A 16162-nucleotide genomic window follows, 5' to 3' on the forward strand; every position below is an offset into this window, starting at 1 on the left:
AACACAGAAGTTAAGCTTCTCTACGCCGAGAGTAGTTGGTGGGTGACTGCCTGCGAGGGTAGGAAGCTGCCGCGCTTTTTGAAAGGACCGTGTCACGGTCCTTTTTTTGTGTCCGCCAGACGCGTCGAGGCGGGGCAAAACATGCTAAAATGGAAGGCACAACGAACAAGGGGAGGCGAGCAAATGGCAATCAGCGTCACAAGTCAAACAATGCCGGCACAGTTAGGTGATGGGGTGACGATCGTCGACCTCTGGGCGCCATGGTGCGGCCCGTGTCGCATTCTGAGCCCGGTGCTCAAGGAACTGGAACAGGAGCTGCCGCTGCGCCTCCTGACGCTGGACGTCAGTTCGGACACGGCGGTCGCCACCCAGTACAACGTGCAGAGCATTCCAACCATGCTGGTGTTTCGCGCGGGGCAGCCGGTGGAGAAGATCACCGGGGCCTACCCGAAGGCGAAGCTCAAGGCCCATTTTGTCAGCCTGTTGGAGGTGCCGGATGGAAAATGAGCTGTTGGCCACCTGCCTGCTGGCGGGGCGGATCATGATCGAGGGCGGCAGCGAAATGTACCGCGTGGATGACACGATGACGCGGATCGCCCGCAATGCCGGCGGCGAGCGCGCGATGGTGTTCACGACCCCCACCGGGCTGTTCATCGCGCTGGATTCGCAACCGCTGGTGCAACTCGCGCCGGTGCGCAAGCGCGGCATTGATATGGAGAAAGTCGCGGGGGTCAATCAGTTGTCGCGCTCGTTTCAGGCGGGCGAGCTGACCTTGGCGCAACTGCGCGCCCGGTTGGTCAAGCTGGACACGAACACGCCGTACTTCCCGGTGTGGCTGCAGGTCCTGGCGGCGGCACTGTGTAGCACGACGCTGATGGTGATTTTTGCCCAGAAGTACGACTGGTTCGATATGCCGCTGGCGGCGGCGGTCGGGGCGCTCGGTTTTTATGCCTATTTGTGGCTCAGCCATGTCACCACGATGCGCTTCATCAGCGAGCTGGTGGGGGCGTTCGTGGTCGGCATCACCGCCTGGGTGGGGGTTCGCCTCGGCTTGGGGCAGAGCCTGGACAATGTGATCATCGGCGCCGTCATGCCGCTGGTGCCGGGCGTGGCTATCACTAACTCGATTCGCGACATGCTGGCGGGGCATCTGCTGTCAGGCATGGCGCGCGGCATGGAGGCGATCCTGAGCGCATGCGCCATCGGGGTCGGGATCGCGCTCATCTTCCGCTTTTTCTAGCGGCGGTTTAAGGGGGAAAAACGATGCCATACGGACTGCAGCTTCTCGTGCAGGTCAGTTTCAGCTACCTGTCCACGGTCGCGTTTGCGATCATCATCAACGTGCCGCGCCGCGCGCTGAACCTCGCGGGCTGGTCCGGGGCCATTGGCTGGCTGGTGTATTGGCTTTTGATGGGCTTGCACAGCGGGCGCATGCTGGCGAACCTGCTCGGCGCTTTGGCCATCGGCGTGTGCGGCATGCTGTTTGCGCGGCGTAAAAAGATGCCGGTGATCATTTTTAACATTCCCGGGCTGGTGCCGCTGGTGCCAGGGGCGACGGCCTACCAGGCGGTGCGCGCGCTGGTGTTGGGCGACATGGAAGTGGCGCTTCAGCTGACGCTGCGGGTGGCAATGGTGGCCGGTGCCATCGCGGTTGGGTTCATGCTGGCGCAACTGCTGGCCGAAACGACTTACCGAATGCAGGCGACAAAGGCCGTTAAGAAGTGATATACTAAGCTCATGCGATGAGTCGAGTAACCAGTAATGGTGAAAGAGCAGCTGGCCGCGGTGCAAGCCACCCGCCGGATTTGCGGGGGTCAGTGGTCCAAGGTTGTGGAGCCAGCGGGCCTTATCTGCGCAAGCAGGTACTGTGTGCGGTGTCAACGATTGAGTTGGCGCCGCGCTTTTTTTATGCCCAGAGCGGAGTGGCGCGGTTATAAGGGTTGGGCTAAGCCAGCCTGACGCTTGCGCCCGCACTTAGGCGCGAGTGGCAGGATGGCTTAGCCCGCACCCTTATGCGCCACGTAGCTCGACGATAGTCCAGAGCGGCGCAAAGCGCACTTAGCGGAACGGGTAGCTTCGCCTGAGTGCTCGGGGCGCGTTCTTGGCACCGGGTGCTCAGGCGTGGCTAGCCGCTTCCGCGTTGCTTTGCGGCGCTCGACGAAGCTCGGACAACAGTCAACATGCCCTGATGCGGCGCGAGGCGAAGCCGAACGGAAGCATGCCCTGCAACGGAAGCGAGCCCGAAAGCCCGTGGCCGAGGCTCCGCGTTAAAAGGCTTCGGGAAACGCCTGAATCTGCACTTTGCTCTGTCTGAAGCCGGTGCACGCCCCCCAAACGGCACCGAATCAGAACGCATTTCGCGTAAATTGCAAAAAAATGAGATAAACAGGTTGACTCGCATGAAATAATAGTGTAAATTCTAACCATTAACTAATCTTCGGAAGGGGCGTTCAGCCATGTTAAAACCAAACACGACTTGTCATATTAACCGCCCCGCCCGGGATTTGGCCTTGTTGTTGAAGCAGAAGGACCCGACTGTTTAGCGTTTGCTAACAAGTTGAGCCCTGTTTTCGCTTTGACGATGGGGCCCACCAAACGACATTTCGTCGGCCTCATTCCATTGCGAATGAGGCCTTTTGTTTTGTCACTGACTCCTGCGGCGGCGCGCACTGCAGGAATCGTTAACTGAGAAAAAGTGGGGAATAATCATGAAGCAAACGATGAAAAAAGTAGTCGCGGCGGCTGCCGCAGTGATGAGCGTTGGGATCATGGCCGGTTGCTCGGCGAAATTCGCAACGACCAAGGGCAACGAAAGCACCGGCGACACCATCAAGATCGGTATGAACATTGAGCTTTCCGGTGCAGCCGGCGGTTACGGCAACCAGATGAAGCAGGGCTTCCAGCTGGCCGTGAAGCAGATCAACGCGAAGGGCGGGATCCAGGTCGGCGACAAGAAGATGAAGATCACGCCGGTCATCCAGGACAACAAGTCCACTACCAGCGGCTCCGCTTCGGTGACTGCCCAGCTGACGGCCAAGGACAAAGTGAGCGCCATCGTCGGGCCGGCCACGACCAATGATGGGACGGCGGCGATCCCGAACCTGACCAAGGCCAGCGTCCCGTCCGTCTCACCATCCGCAACGGACCCGAACTACACGCTTCAAAAGAACGGCAAGGTGCAGCCATACGTGTTCCGTGCCTGCTTCAACAACGACCTGCAAGGGGAAACCGCGGCACACTACGCGGATAACACCATCAAGGCGAAGAAGGTCGCGATCCTAGAGGATAACTCGAGCGACTACGGCACGGGCCTGGCCAAAGCCTTCAAGCAGGCCTTCAAGGGCACCATCGTCTCGACCCAGAGCTTCCAGGAAGGCGATAAGGACTTCAACGCGCTGATCACGGCAATCAAGGCCAAGAACGTCGATGCCATTTACGTGCCGGGTTACTACTCCGAGGCCGGGCTGATCATCAAGCAAGCCCGTCAGGCCGGGGTGGATGTGCCGATCATCGGCTCTGATGGGATGGCGGACCCGAAGCTGGCGCAGATCGCCGGTGCGACTAACACCAACGACATCTACTACACCACGCCATTTTCCACCAAGTCTGGGGAAACCAACGCGGTGGCAAAGGCCTTCATGACCGACTTCAAGGCAGAATACAGTGAAGACGCGCCGACCTTCTCCGCGCTGGCTTACGACTCCGTGCTGATGATCAAGCAGGCCATTGAAGACGCCAAGTCCACGAACTCGGTCAAGATCGCCAACGCGCTGGCGAAGATCAAGGACATGCCAGCCGTCACCGGGACGACCAGTGTGGACAAGAACCACGACCCAGAAAAGCCAATTGTGATCGAATCCATGCAAAACGGTAAGGTGGTTGCTGCAACGGCTGTGAAGTAGGCCGCAACGAAACGGAGGGAACACTGTGCAAACCTTTCTCCAACAGGTGATCAACGGGCTATCGCTCGGCAGCATCTACGCGCTTTTGGCGCTCGGGTACACCATGGTTTACGGCATCATCAAGCTGATCAACTTCGCGCACGGCGACATTTACATGATCGGGGCGTTCTGGGGGTATTACGTGATCAACACCTACCACGTGAACTTCTTCGTCGCACTGATTTCGGCGATGATCATCAGCGCGCTGCTCGGGATGCTGATCGAGGTGCTCGCGTATCGCCCGCTGCGCCATTCACCACGGATCACGGCGCTGATCACGGCGATCGGGGTGTCGTATTTCCTCGAAAACGGCATGTCCTTTCTCTTTGGCGCGGACACCCGGGATTTTCCCCAGGCGGTCGCGCAGCACAACTACCACGTGCTGGGGATCACGGTGTCCAACATCCAGGTGCTGATCCTGGTCACGGCGGTGGTGCTGATGATCGGCCTGCAGCTGATCGTTCAAAAAACGAAAATGGGCACGGCGATGCGGGCGGTGGCCGTGGACCCAGAGGCCGCGGCGCTGGTCGGCATCGATCCCAACCACATCATCTCCTTCACCTTCGGGCTAGGCTCGGCGCTGGCCGGGGCGGCTGGCGTGCTGATCGGGCTGTACTACAACTCGATCGACCCGCTGATGGGGATGACGCCGGGGATCAAGGCCTTCGTGGCCGCCGTGGTCGGCGGCATCGGCTCGATTCCCGGGGCCGCCATCGGGGGCTTTGTCATCGGCTTGCTTGAAACTGGCGTGCAGGCGATCGGCCTGAGTGCGTACAAGGACGCCGCCGTGTACATCGTGCTGATCGTGATTCTGGTGATCCTGCCAAGCGGTCTGCTGGGCAAGAACGTGAAGGAGAAGGTGTAAAAATGGCGACAAAATGGAAAGCAGCGCTGTGCTGGCTGGCACTTGCCGCCGCCGGGTTCGGACTGATCAACGTGCTGATCGGGGTCGGCGTCATCGACACCTTCATTGAAAACATGCTGGTGACCATCGGCATCAACATCATATTGGCCACCGGGCTGAACCTGATCATCGGCTTCTCCGGCCAGTTCTCGCTGGGCCACGCGGGCTTCATGGCGCTTGGCGCCTATGCGACCGCCATCATCACCAGCGCGATGCCAACCGTCGGCGGGTTCTACCTGTCAGTGGCGGTGGGGATTGCCATCGCGATGGTGGTCGCGGTGATCATCGGCATCCCAACGCTGCGGCTGCGGGGGGACTACCTCGCCATCGCAACGATGGGGGCGGCCGAGATCATCCGCGTGATCCTGAATAACCTCAAGATCACCAACGGTGCGGCGGGGATGTTCAACATTCCCGCGCTGGCCGGCTGGCCGACCGTGTACGTGATGGTCTGCCTGACCACGCTGATGATCGTCAACTTCGCCCGCAGCCGGGCGGGACGCGCCATCCAGGCGATTCGCGAGGATGAGATCGCGGCGGAGGCCAGCGGGATCGACCCGACCAAGTGGAAGCTCGCGGCCTTCGTGATGGGTGCCGCCACCGCGGCCATCGGCGGCTCGCTGGACGCAGTGTACATTCAGACCATCGCGCCAGGCAACTTCGGGATCATGAACTCGATCGCTATTTTGATCATCGTGGTGCTCGGGGGGGTCGGCAGCATGACCGGCACATTCATGGCGGCCGCGGTGCTCGGCGTGCTGGACACGGTGCTGCAGAGCTTCGGTGCGCTGCGCATGGTGATCTACGCGCTGGCGCTGATCGCGATCATGGTGTTCAAACCAAGTGGCCTGCTGGGCCGCTACGAGGTGTCGATCCGCGCTTGGCTTGACCGGAAAGGAGTTAACAATGCCGCTTCTAACAGTAACCGCGCTGAGTAAACGTTTTGGGGGCCTGAACGCCGTTGAAGCGGTCGACATGCACGTTGATGAAGGCGAGCTGGTCGCGCTGATCGGCCCCAACGGCGCGGGCAAAACCACGCTGTTCAACCTGCTGACTGGGGTGACGGCCCCGACCAGTGGCAGCGTCACGCTGACCGTTGACGGCAAGCCCGTCAGCCTGCTCAACCGGGCCCCGTACCAAGTCGCCAAGCTCGGCTTGGCCCGCACATTTCAAAACATCCGGCTGTTTGCCCGTCTGACCGTGCGCGAGAACATTCAGGCGGCGATGACGCACCGCTACCATGAGAACTTTTTGGCCACGGTGCTGCGCCTGCCTGCGTACTACAAGAAGGAAGCACTTGTCGGCGGCTGGACGGATGCGCTGCTGGAAGCCTTCGACCTGACGGCGGTGGCGGACCTCGCGGCGGCCAACCTCCCGTACGGCACCCAGCGGCGCGTCGAAATCGCGCGCGCGGTGGCGACGCAGCCGAAGCTGATCTTTTTGGATGAGCCGGCGGCGGGGATGAACCCGGAGGAAACGGCGGCGCTGACCGCGCTGATCCAGCGCCTGAGAAGCGAGTTCCACCTGACCGTGGTGCTGATCGAGCACGACATGAGCCTGGTGATGAAACTGGCCGAGCGTATCTACGTGCTTGAGCATGGCAAGGTGATCGCGCACGGCACGCCGACTGAGATCCAGCAGAACCAGGCCGTGATCACGGCCTACTTGGGAGGTGGCGTCCATGCTTAACGTCTCGAACTTGCAAGTCAATTACGGCGCCATCAAAGCCGTGCAAGGCGTCGACTTCACGGTGGGCGACGGCGAGATCGTCACGCTGATCGGGGCGAATGGGGCGGGCAAAAGCACGATCCTCAAAACCATCAGCGGCGTGTTGCGCCCGGCGGCCGGGCAGGTCAACTACAACGACCAGGACCTGACGAAGCTGTCGGCGGCCAAGATCGTGGCCGCCGGCATCGCACAGGTGCCAGAGGGACGGCACATTTTTGCTGGCCTGAGCGTGATGGAAAACCTCAAAATGGGCGCGTACCTGCAGCCCAAGCACCAGGCCGACACGCTGGCGTCGGTGTTCGATCAGTTCCCGGTGCTCAAGGAACGGCGCAGCCAGGACGCGGCGACGCTTTCCGGCGGTGAGCAGCAGATGCTGGCGATGGGCCGCGCGCTGATGGCGCGCCCGAAGCTGCTGCTGCTCGATGAGCCCTCGATGGGGCTGGCGCCGATCTACATCAACAAGATCTTCGCCATCATCAAGGCGATCCACGCCAGCGGCACCACGGTCCTTTTGATCGAGCAAAATGCCCAGCAGGCGCTGCAGATCGCCGACCGTGGCTACGTGCTGGCCAGCGGCACGGTCAAACTGACCGGCACCGGCCAGGAACTGCTCCAAAGCACCGCGGTTCAGGCCGCGTACCTTGGGGGATAGTGGCTGTCCGGAATCTACCTTAAATTCCCGGACTCCGGTCCAGTCAGTGCCACTTCCAGCTCCGGCGGGTGGCGGCGTGCGTGCCAGCGCTGCTCGCACGCTGCTGGAGGAAGCGTAGCGACCGGAAGCATTGGCTCGCCACCCGCCTCCACCTCCAGTGTCACTGGCTGAACCTCCGTCCTCTGATTGTGAATAACTCAGCCACTCAGAGCCATCGCAATGTGAGCGAATCGGCAGTTATTGAAAGAAGCGCGACGTAGCTTTTTGAAGTAGATTCTAAGGCGATCCGCCCGCAATACCCCAAACCACCTCAGCGAATGAGAAGTCTCTCATTCACTGGGGTGGTTTTTGCGTCCGCGGCGCGTGCGACCCGCTAGTGCCGGTGTGTCTTGACCACTGTGTCACCGATTTTGCACATTTTTAAGCGAAAGTGCTTACATTTGCGGTGTTGCCCACTTTTGTCCCATTGGTTAACATGGTAAGATTGTTGTAGAACCGAAAATTAGAGAGGGGTATTTCATGGACAAGCCATTAGCGAAGTACATCGACCACACACTGTTGAAGCCGGAGGCCACACAGGATCAGATCGATGCGATCTTTGAAGAAGCGAAGCAGTACGATTTTGCCAGTGTGTGCATCAACCCATACTGGGTGGCACGCGCCAAGGCGGCGCTGGCCGGCACGGATGTGAACGTCTGCACCGTCATTGGCTTCCCGCTGGGGGCCAACACGACGCAGGTCAAGGTTTATGAAGCGGGTCTGGCCATCGATGAAGGCGCCAAGGAAGTTGACATGGTGATCAACGTTGGCGAGCTGAAGGCCAAGCACAACGACCAGGTCAAGGCTGACATCCAGGCGGTGGCCGAAGCGGCCCACGCCAAGGGGGCACTGTTGAAGGTGATCATCGAGTGCGTCCTGTTGTCAGACGAGGAAAAAGTGCGCGCCTGCGAGCTGTCTGAAGCGGCTGGGGCAGACTTCGTGAAAACCTCGACCGGCTTTGCTGGCGGCGGCGCAACGGTGCACGATGTGGCCCTGATGCGGCAAACCGTTGGCGATCGGCTGGGGGTCAAGGCCTCCGGTGGCATTCACAACTACCAAGACGCGATGGCACTGATCGAAGCCGGAGCTTCCCGCCTCGGGGCGAGTGCCGGTGTGGCGATCATGAAGGAGGCGCAGGCGTAATGGCAAAGTTCAAGCGCATTATCGGCATCGTCACGGATTCCATCGGGATCGGTGAGGCGCCGGACGCCGCCAAGTACAACGACACAGGCGCCGACACGCTCGGCCACATTGGGGCGCACTTCAACGGGGCCTTGCACCTGCCGAACTGGCAGCGCCTCGGCCTGGGCAACATCGCGCGCGACACCCCGATCCAGGGCGTTGAGCCGATCGATGCCCCGATCGGCTATTTTGGCAAAATGTACGAGATCTCTGCCGGCAAGGACAGCATGGACGGGCACTGGGAAATGATGGGCCTGCCGGTCACCGAACCGCTCGGCTTTTTCCCCAACGGTTTCCCGGATGTGCTGATCAAGCAACTTGAGGACTTCTCCGGGCGCCAGGTGATCGTTAACCTGCCGTACTCCGGCACGGAAGTCATCGAAAAGTACGGGGAGGAGCAGCTCAAAACCGGTGCCTTGATCGTCTACACCAGTGGCGACTCCGTGCTCCAGATCGCGGCGAACACCGCCGTGATCCCCCTGGCGGAACTCTACAAGATCTGTGAGTACGCTCGCAGCATCACCACCGACCAGCCGTACCGCATCGGGCGCGTGATCGCGCGGCCGTTCGTTGGCGACTCCGCGGCGACGTTCACGCGCACCAGCGACCGCCACGACTATGCGCTGATGCCCAACGCCCCAACCGACCTCGACCGCCTGCAGGCTGCTGGCGTGGCGACGTATGGGATCGGCAAGATCAACGACATTTTCTCCGGTCAGGGGCTGGATGACGGCGTGCACACCACCAGCAACGTGGACGGGATGAATCAAACCATCGAAGCGGTCAAGAGTGACCGCGATGGCTTCATCTTCACCAACCTGGTCGACTTTGACGCCATGTACGGCCACCGCCGCAACGCGCAAGGCGACGGCGAGGCGCTGATGACGTTTGACCGCCAGTTGGGCGAACTGCTGGACGTGATGCGCCCAGACGACCTGCTGATGATCACGTCGGACCACGGCAACGACCCGGGCTTCACCGGCACCGACCACACGCGCGAGTACGTGCCGATGGTGGTGTACAGCAAGCAGCTGCCGGGCAACGGCGACCTGGGTGTGATGTCCCCATTCTCTGATATGGGCGCCACCATCCTCGACAACTTCGGCGTGACCGGCAACGGTGTCGGTCACAGTTTTCTCGCCAAGCTCAAGTAATCAACTTCAAGGAGGCCAATATGAGTACTCACATTGATGCACCCGTCGGCGCGATCGCCGATGTCGTTTTGCTCCCCGGGGATCCGCTGCGTGCCAAGTACATCGCGGAGACCTTCTTTGACGATCCCGTGCGCTATAACACCGTGCGCAACGCGTTCGGCTACACCGGCACCTACCAGGGTCGCCGGGTGTCCGTGCAGGCCACGGGGATGGGCATTCCGTCCATCAGCATCTACATCTCCGAGCTGATGCAGGACTACGGCGTCAAGACGCTGATCCGCGTCGGCACCGCCGGCGGCCTCGGCCCGGATGTGCACGTGCGCGACGTCGTGCTGGCGCAGGGGTCCAGCACCGACTCTAGCATTCTGCTGAACACGTTTGGGGCCGGGCTGTACTATGCGCCGCTGGCCGATTACGGGCTGCTGCACGAAGCCGCCGAGATCGCCGCGGCCAAAGGGGTGACCACCCATGTCGGCAACGTGCTCGGGGAAGATCGCTTCTATAATGATGAGCTCGACCGCGAGAAGTTGATCGACTACGGCATCCTCGCCAGCGAAATGGAAACACCGGCGCTGTACCTGCTGGCCGCCAAGCACCACCGGCGCGCGCTGTCCGTTTTGACCGTGTCCAACCACATCATCACTGGTGAGGAAACCACGGCGCAGGAGCGGCAGACCAGCTTCAACGACATGATCGAGATCGCGCTGGGCGTCGCCAAACGCGTGTAACATAAATGAAAAATAACGGTCGTGGACGCCTTGAGGCGCGCCACGACCGCTTTTTTATTGTTAGGGCGCACGAACTTGGACAGGGGCAAACGTGCTTTCCCGTGCAAAAAAAAAGTCAGGGTGTTAATCTAAACTTAAGTCTTTAAGAATCGATAAATATAATTACAAAAGTGACAAGGAAACCCGATGGGAGGATTTACACGTATGGGAAAGACGACTAAGGCACTCGCATTGACCGCAGGGATCGCCGGCGCAGCCGGGTTCGCTGCACTGACGGCCACGCCAGACCAAGTCAGTGCGTCCACCGGCACGGTCACCTATCAGGAAGGGGCCACCACTGTTTGGCAGACGCCAGCCTTCAACCAGGTGAAGCGCTACGTTCTCTACAACCAACAAATCGAGATCCTCGGCCAAAAAACGGTCAACGGCACGGTGTGGTACCAGATCGGGGCCAACGAGTGGATCCCAGAGATTTATCTGCAAGTTGCCGGGACCCCTGCGGCAACCGCCAGCGCGACCCCAGTGACCCAAGCGGCCGCTGCCAGTGCGAGCTCCCAGGCGGGGAACTTCAACCTGACCGTGACCTATCAGGGTGGTGCCACCACCGTGTGGACGGGCACCAGTTACAGCGCGCCAACCGGTCGCTACCTGACCACCGGCCAGACGGTGAGCGCCGTGGCCAAAACCGTCAGTGGCGGCGAAACCTGGTACAAGCTGAGCAACGGCGGCTATGTGCCTGCCCGCTTTGCGCGTGAAACCGGTGCGGCCGTCGCGACGACCCCAGCGGCCACCACGACGCCAGTGGCAACGCCGGCCCAGACCCCGGCTGCGACCACCCCGGCCCCAGCTGTGACGGCCCCGGCCGAGTCGGCCGCACCACAAACGCCAAGCACCCCAGCGCAGACGCCAGCCGCAACACCGACCACGAATACGCCAGCGCAGTCGACGCCAAGCACCACGACCCCGGTTGCCAGCACGCCGGCCGTCACCAGCGGGAGCTACAGCTTGACCATCACCAACCCGGGCAACGTGGTCACCGTTTGGACCACGCCGGCCTACAGCAAGGCCAACGGCACCTACCTCGCTAACGGCGCTCAAGTGACTGCGAACGGTAGCGTTGTCGTTGCAGACGAAACGTGGTACCAGCTGACCACCGGTGGCTTTGTTCCGGCTCAGTTTGCTAAGACTGGGACGACCAGCACGCCGGCCCCGGCCCCAAGCACCTCGACGTCTAACAGCGGGGCAACCACCGGCACGACCACCACGCCGACGCCAGCGCCAAGCACCAGCACACCGGCGCCTGCCCCAAGTACCAGCACGAGTACCGACCGGGCCGCTAAGGTCCAGGCAGTGATCAACCTGGCGATGAGCCTGCGTGGCACGCCTTACGTCTTTGGTAGCAGCTCGCTGAGCGGGTTTGACTGCTCCGGGTTCGTGAAGTACGTCATGGCGCACGCTGCCGGGCTGGACTTGTTGCGCACTTCGGCACAACAGGCAACGCAAGGCACCCGGATCGCGACGTCTCAGGCGCAACCTGGGGACCTGTACTTCTGGGCTAACAGCACCGGCGTTTACCACGTCGGCATTGCGCTGGGCAACGGCCAGTACATTGCGGCGCCAAAGCCTGGCGATGTCGTGAAGACAGGGTCCACCCAGTACTTCCAGCCATCCTTTGCCACACGCGTCCTTTAATTTCAGACCAAAAACAACCGGTTCTCCCGCATTGGGGGGAACCGGTTTTTGCGTTCGGGGATGGTGCGGGGGCACCGTATCAGGCCAGCCAGCGGCCCATGATGGTCAGCCAGTGTTGGAGCTGCAGCTTGCGCACCGTGCCCAGCCCCGGAAAGTGTCGCGTTGCCAGCAGGTCAAGCAGCGTTGTGGTGGCCGGCGTCGCGGCCTGGGGGTGCTCAGCTAGCCACGGGGCCAGCGGGGTGAGCGCCTCGAAGAACTTGGCTTGCGGCTCGGCGAAGTCGGCGTTGTTGACGGAGGTGAAGTGGCGAATGAACAGCGCGCCGCGGTCCGCAAACAGCAGGTGCAAGGCGATGGCACGCTGCGGGTAGCCGTGTTCTGAGTACTGGCGGGTGCTCAGCGGGTAATCGGCCAGCCCGACGCCGGGCTGCAGGGCCAGCGGGTACTGGTAGAACTCGGTTTGCACGCTGGCGTAGTCCTCGGTGCGCGCACGGGTCGGCAGGTGGTCGGTCAGGTAGATGGCCTGAGGGTGGGCAACGCGGCGAAAACGCGCCGCCGCAGGCACGATCACGCGCTGCGTGGGGGGTAGCTGCCGCAACTGGGCCACGGTTTGCACCAGCTGCAACGGGGCGGGCTGGGGGTCAAACCAGCGGGCCGGCTGCACCCAGTCGTCATAGGTGATGGTGGCCTGCGGTGCCGCCAGCAGCCCATACTGGCCCACTGCGGGGTTTTGGATGACGAACAGCGGATGATGCGCCTTGCTGAACGCCGCCACGCAGCGAGCCAAACTGGGCGTATCCTTGACCGGTTCGATGACGGGGATGATGGTGGGGGCCAGCTGCTTCACCAGCTGGGTCAGCGCCAGCAGGTCGTACTGACGGCCACGGATCAGCGGGTAGTAGTTCATCGGCCGGCCGCCTGGCGCTTGTAGGCGGCGAGCTCCTCGACCAGCGCGTCCACCTCTTCTTGAAGGGTCGCGACCGCAGTGGCGGTCATCGTGTCGGCGAAGCGGTCGTAGAGGTTGGCCTCGGGGTCGTACACGCGGTACTCGGCTGTGCGCCGACGCAGCTCGCGCAGTAGGGCCTCATCGCTGAACCCGCCCAAGCCACGCTCGACCTGCTTGGCCTTTTGGACTTCGCGGTTGAGACTGGCCAAAAAGCGCGTCATCAGCGCGGCCTCCGGCACCTGCAGGGCCTGACGCCGCGCCGGCTTGGCGATCGTCAGCTGGCCCGGCAGCGGAATGGGGGTCAGGCTGGCCGCCACGCGCGCGGCATCGAACGCCTGGTAGACCATGACGCCGATGCCGGCGGGGATCTCCGCCTGAACGCTGGCGTACAGCTTGGCCGGCAGCACGAAGTAGTTGTAGTGGCCGATGAAGCTCAGCTTGGCCTTGCTGTGAAAATCGCTTTTGGTCACCTTCAGCTCAAAGCAGCGCCACGTGTCGCCTTGGCGCACGAGCGTGTCCACGATGCCCAGGTCGTCTGGCATCGTCACCTCCTCCACGGCGATCGCGCCCTGCTCCTCCCAGTAGGCGTACAGGGTTTTCTCTAAGTCCAGGGTCAGGTCAGTTTTCATGCGGATGCGCCTCCCAAAAGTCGGTGAGTTGTGCGGCCAGGTCGTCGATGCCCCGGCTGACCGTGGCGTGCGCCCAGTGCGGCGGAAACAGGCTGGCGTAGCGCGGCTGGGCGAACCGCGCGTCCATCAGCAGGATGACGCCGCAGTCGTTGGCGCCGCGAATGACGCGCCCGCCCGCCTGCAGCACATTGTTGAAGCCGGGCAGCTGGTAGGCGTACGCGAACCCGTCCTTGGCCTGCGCGTCAAAGTAGGCGCGCAGGCGGTCGGTTTCTGGGTTGAGCCCCGGCAGGCCGACCGAGATGATGGCCACGCCGATCAGCTGGGTGCCGCCCAGGTCGATGCCCTCGGCAAAAATGCCGCCAAGCACCGCAAACCCCAGCACCGGGGCGGCATTCGCGGTGAAGCGAGCCAAAAAGGCGGCGCGGTCTTCCGCAGTCATCTCGCTGGTTTGGGCACAGGTCGGCTGCTCGGGTGCCGCGGCGCGAAAGGCCGCCAGCACCGTGGCCATGTACGCGTGCGACGGCAGGAACACGAGGTAGTGGCCGGGCCGCGTCGTCACCATCAGCAGCAGGCTGGCCACGATCTGCGGTAGCGTCTGTGTGCGCATGCGGTACGTCGGCGTGATGTCCTGCGTCACCGTCACCAGCAGGTTCTCGGCCGGAAACGGCGAGCGGAGCCGGTACGCAAGGCTGTTGGCGGCGCCGCCCAGAATGTCCTGATAGTACGGCAGCGGCGACATCGTGGCCGAAAACAGCACCGCCCCGCGGCCCTTGGCCATGCAGGCGTCCATGAACGCGCTGGGGTCCAGGCACAGCTGCTTGAGCGTCACCTGACCGGCTTCGATCGCGATCTCCGTCTCGTACGCGTCATTGTACAGCTCGGCGATGCGCAGGTAGCTGGTCGCGTCAAAAAAAACCGGCAGCACCGCGTCTACCACCGTTTGGTCGCGCGTGTCCGGCGGCTCGCCCAGCCAGTCGTGCACCGCCCCGGTGAAGCGCTCGACCGCCTGAATGAACGGCTCGACCGCCGCGGCCTGAAAAGTCAACGGCGCCGAATCGACGCTCAGCGCCACCGTGTCAAAGGCGGTGATCAGCTGGGTGACCGTCCGCTTGACGGCCGAGAGGGTACCACCCTTGTGCGGCGCGAGTGCGGTTTTGAGCGCGACAAAGGCCGAGTCAGCCAGTTCGGCCGAGTACATCGCCCGCGCCCGCGACACCAGGTTGTGCGCCTCGTCGACCAGAAAGAAGTTGCCGTCATCCGGCGCGGCAAAGAAGCGCTGCAAGTACACCGCCGGGTCGAACAGGTAGTTGTAATCGCAGATGATGACATCGCAAAACAGCGACGCGTCCAGCGAAAACTCAAAGGGGTCCAGCGTGTGCTTTTGCGCGTACTGCTCGATCACCGCGCGCGTCAGCTGGTTTTCGTGCCCCAGCAGGTCTTCCAGCGCCGGCCGCAGCCGGTCGTAGTAGCCCAGCATGTACGGGTTTTGGGTCGGGTCGTCCGGCTCCGAGTCAAAACGGATCGTGTCCTTGGCCGTCAGGGTGATGGACTTGGCCACCAGCCCCTTCGTGGCCAACAGCGCCATGGCCTGCTCCGCCACGCCGCGCGTGCTTTGCTTGGCCGTCAGGTAAAACGCGCGGTCGATCAGGCCCGTGCCCATCGCCTGTACCGTGGGAAACAGGGTGGAAATCGTTTTGCCGGTGCCGGTCGGGGCCTCGACAAACAGGCGGGTGCTCGCTGCAATGGTTTTGTACACCGCCACCGCTAGCTCCCGCTGCCCGGCGCGGTAGGCCGGGAAGGGGAAAGTCAGCGCGGCGATGGACGCGTTGCGCGCGGCGACAATGTCCGAGCGCAGCTTCAGCCAGGCTGCCCACTCATGGCAGAGGTCCTCGAAAAACAGCGCGAGGTCCGCCGCGCTTTGCACCTCCGTGAAGCGCGTCAGCTCATCCGTGTCCGTCTGGTAGTACAGCAAGTCGAGCTCGACCTCCGGCAAGTCGCGCGCGACGCACAAAAAATGGCCGTACACGCGCGCCTGCGCCCAGTAGCGGTCTTTCGTGTTCGGCGTGACCGCCGCCCAGTCGCGGGCGCTGGTTTTGATCTCCTCGATCACCGTCAGGTCGTGGCTCGTGTCGATGCCATCGGCTCGGCCGTCCACCGTGTAGTCGGTGCCGTTTACCGTCACGGTTTGGGCCAGGTAGACTTCTTTTTCATAGTGGTCGTGGTGGCTGGCCTGCAGCCGCCGGTGGATCTGGCCGCCGAGCAGCGCCGTGTTGTTCGACGCCGTGGTGGTGGGGTCTAAGTCCCCGGAGCGGACCACGAGCTCGACCAGCTCGCGGATCCCAATACGATGTGTGGTGGACATAGTGACCTCCAAAGAAAACCAGAGCAGAGCAAAGCGTACTTAGCAGGTCGGCTAGCCTAGCCAAGTCACTTGGGGCGCATTTGGCCCCGAGTGACTTGGCGTAGCTAGATGCACCTGCGTTGCTTTGCATAGCTCGACGAAGACCAGAGCGGAGTGGCGCGGTTATGAGGCTTAGACCGCACCCTCATGCGCCACGCAGCTCGACGAA

15 protein-coding genes are annotated in these 16162 nt (G+C 62.3%); 12 read left to right on the plus strand and 3 right to left on the minus strand.

Translation table 11 applies throughout. The annotated features are described in order from the left end of the window. The first annotated feature begins 141 nt into the window (after positions 1 to 141). From EKM88_RS12065 to EKM88_RS12120, 12 genes are all read left to right on the plus strand, one after another. A complete protein-coding gene (locus tag EKM88_RS12065) occupies positions 142 to 507 on the plus strand; it encodes a thioredoxin family protein (protein ID WP_404819980.1) in 366 nt (121 codons plus the stop codon). Continuing rightward, a complete protein-coding gene (locus tag EKM88_RS12070; RefSeq protein WP_125706512.1) occupies positions 497 to 1240 on the plus strand; it encodes a threonine/serine exporter family protein in 744 nt (247 codons plus the stop codon). Before EKM88_RS12065 ends, EKM88_RS12070 begins: the two co-directional genes overlap by 11 nt. Before the next feature lie 23 nt (positions 1241 to 1263). Beyond that, positions 1264 to 1725 (plus strand): threonine/serine exporter family protein, encoded by a 462-nt coding sequence (locus EKM88_RS12075; protein WP_125706514.1) that lies wholly within the window; start codon positions 1264 to 1266, stop codon positions 1723 to 1725. Between the two features lie 980 nt (positions 1726 to 2705). Beyond that, positions 2706 to 3902, plus strand: coding sequence for an ABC transporter substrate-binding protein (locus tag EKM88_RS12080; RefSeq protein WP_164512102.1), 1197 nt, complete (start codon positions 2706 to 2708; stop codon positions 3900 to 3902). Between the two features lie 25 nt (positions 3903 to 3927). Next, positions 3928 to 4806, plus strand: a complete 879-nt coding sequence (locus tag EKM88_RS12085; protein ID WP_125706518.1) for a branched-chain amino acid ABC transporter permease — start codon at positions 3928 to 3930, stop codon at positions 4804 to 4806. 2 nt (positions 4807 to 4808) lie between these two features. Beyond that, a complete protein-coding gene (locus tag EKM88_RS12090) occupies positions 4809 to 5783 on the plus strand; it encodes a branched-chain amino acid ABC transporter permease (RefSeq protein WP_125706520.1) in 975 nt (324 codons plus the stop codon). Next, positions 5752 to 6534: an ABC transporter ATP-binding protein gene (locus EKM88_RS12095; RefSeq protein WP_125706522.1), complete on the plus strand. Its 783-nt coding sequence runs from the start codon at positions 5752 to 5754 to the stop codon at positions 6532 to 6534. Before EKM88_RS12090 ends, EKM88_RS12095 begins: the two co-directional genes overlap by 32 nt. Further along, a complete protein-coding gene (locus tag EKM88_RS12100) occupies positions 6527 to 7225 on the plus strand; it encodes an ABC transporter ATP-binding protein (RefSeq protein WP_125706524.1) in 699 nt (232 codons plus the stop codon). The genes EKM88_RS12095 and EKM88_RS12100 overlap by 8 nt, the downstream gene beginning before the upstream one ends. Before the next feature lie 519 nt (positions 7226 to 7744). After that, the gene (deoC, locus tag EKM88_RS12105; RefSeq protein WP_125706526.1) at positions 7745 to 8407 is read left to right on the plus strand and encodes a deoxyribose-phosphate aldolase; all 663 of its coding nucleotides are present in this window, start codon (positions 7745 to 7747) and stop codon (positions 8405 to 8407) included. Beyond that, the gene (locus EKM88_RS12110; RefSeq protein ID WP_125706528.1) at positions 8407 to 9600 is read left to right on the plus strand and encodes a phosphopentomutase; all 1194 of its coding nucleotides are present in this window, start codon (positions 8407 to 8409) and stop codon (positions 9598 to 9600) included. Before deoC ends, EKM88_RS12110 begins: the two co-directional genes overlap by 1 nt. A 20-nt stretch (positions 9601 to 9620) precedes the next feature. After that, positions 9621 to 10328: a purine-nucleoside phosphorylase gene (deoD, locus tag EKM88_RS12115; protein ID WP_125706530.1), complete on the plus strand. Its 708-nt coding sequence runs from the start codon at positions 9621 to 9623 to the stop codon at positions 10326 to 10328. 204 nt (positions 10329 to 10532) lie between these two features. Further along, a complete protein-coding gene (locus EKM88_RS12120; RefSeq protein WP_164512098.1) occupies positions 10533 to 12020 on the plus strand; it encodes a C40 family peptidase in 1488 nt (495 codons plus the stop codon). 79 nt (positions 12021 to 12099) lie between these two features. Here EKM88_RS12120 and EKM88_RS12125 read toward each other — a convergent pair whose 3' ends face one another. From EKM88_RS12125 to EKM88_RS12135, 3 genes are read right to left on the minus strand one after another with little or no spacing between them, the layout of a single operon-like run. Beyond that, the gene (locus EKM88_RS12125; protein WP_125706534.1) at positions 12100 to 12924 is read right to left on the minus strand and encodes a sce7725 family protein; all 825 of its coding nucleotides are present in this window, start codon (positions 12922 to 12924) and stop codon (positions 12100 to 12102) included. Then, entirely contained in the window at positions 12921 to 13592 is a 672-nt protein-coding gene (locus EKM88_RS12130) for a hypothetical protein (protein WP_125706536.1), read from the minus strand. Before EKM88_RS12130 ends, EKM88_RS12125 begins: the two co-directional genes overlap by 4 nt. Beyond that, positions 13582 to 15954, minus strand: coding sequence for an ATP-dependent DNA helicase (locus EKM88_RS12135; RefSeq protein WP_125706538.1), 2373 nt, complete (start codon positions 15952 to 15954; stop codon positions 13582 to 13584). The genes EKM88_RS12130 and EKM88_RS12135 overlap by 11 nt, the downstream gene beginning before the upstream one ends. Positions 15955 to 16162: the final 208 nt, after the last annotated feature.

The organism is Lacticaseibacillus daqingensis (assembly GCF_003946115.1).
In the GTDB taxonomy this organism is placed as follows: domain Bacteria; phylum Bacillota; class Bacilli; order Lactobacillales; family Lactobacillaceae; genus Lacticaseibacillus; species Lacticaseibacillus daqingensis.

Bases quoted from the DNA above. Each gene is read 5' to 3' on its own strand.
- EKM88_RS12065 (WP_404819980.1), top strand. From the start codon at position 142: ATGCTAAAATGGAAGGCACAACGAACAAGGGGAGGCGAGCAAATGGCA.
- EKM88_RS12070 (WP_125706512.1), top strand. From the start codon at position 497: ATGGAAAATGAGCTGTTGGCCACCTGCCTGCTGGCGGGGCGGATCATG.
- EKM88_RS12075 (WP_125706514.1), top strand. From the start codon at position 1,264: ATGCCATACGGACTGCAGCTTCTCGTGCAGGTCAGTTTCAGCTACCTG.
- EKM88_RS12090 (WP_125706520.1), top strand. From the start codon at position 4,809: ATGGCGACAAAATGGAAAGCAGCGCTGTGCTGGCTGGCACTTGCCGCC.
- EKM88_RS12095 (WP_125706522.1), top strand. From the start codon at position 5,752: ATGCCGCTTCTAACAGTAACCGCGCTGAGTAAACGTTTTGGGGGCCTG.
- EKM88_RS12100 (WP_125706524.1), top strand. From the start codon at position 6,527: ATGCTTAACGTCTCGAACTTGCAAGTCAATTACGGCGCCATCAAAGCC.
- deoC (WP_125706526.1), top strand. From the start codon at position 7,745: ATGGACAAGCCATTAGCGAAGTACATCGACCACACACTGTTGAAGCCG.
- EKM88_RS12110 (WP_125706528.1), top strand. From the start codon at position 8,407: ATGGCAAAGTTCAAGCGCATTATCGGCATCGTCACGGATTCCATCGGG.
- deoD (WP_125706530.1), top strand. From the start codon at position 9,621: ATGAGTACTCACATTGATGCACCCGTCGGCGCGATCGCCGATGTCGTT.
- EKM88_RS12120 (WP_164512098.1), top strand. From the start codon at position 10,533: ATGGGAAAGACGACTAAGGCACTCGCATTGACCGCAGGGATCGCCGGC.
- EKM88_RS12125 (WP_125706534.1), bottom strand. From the start codon at position 12,924: ATGAACTACTACCCGCTGATCCGTGGCCGTCAGTACGACCTGCTGGCG.
- EKM88_RS12130 (WP_125706536.1), bottom strand. From the start codon at position 13,592: ATGAAAACTGACCTGACCCTGGACTTAGAGAAAACCCTGTACGCCTAC.
- EKM88_RS12135 (WP_125706538.1), bottom strand. From the start codon at position 15,954: ATGTCCACCACACATCGTATTGGGATCCGCGAGCTGGTCGAGCTCGTG.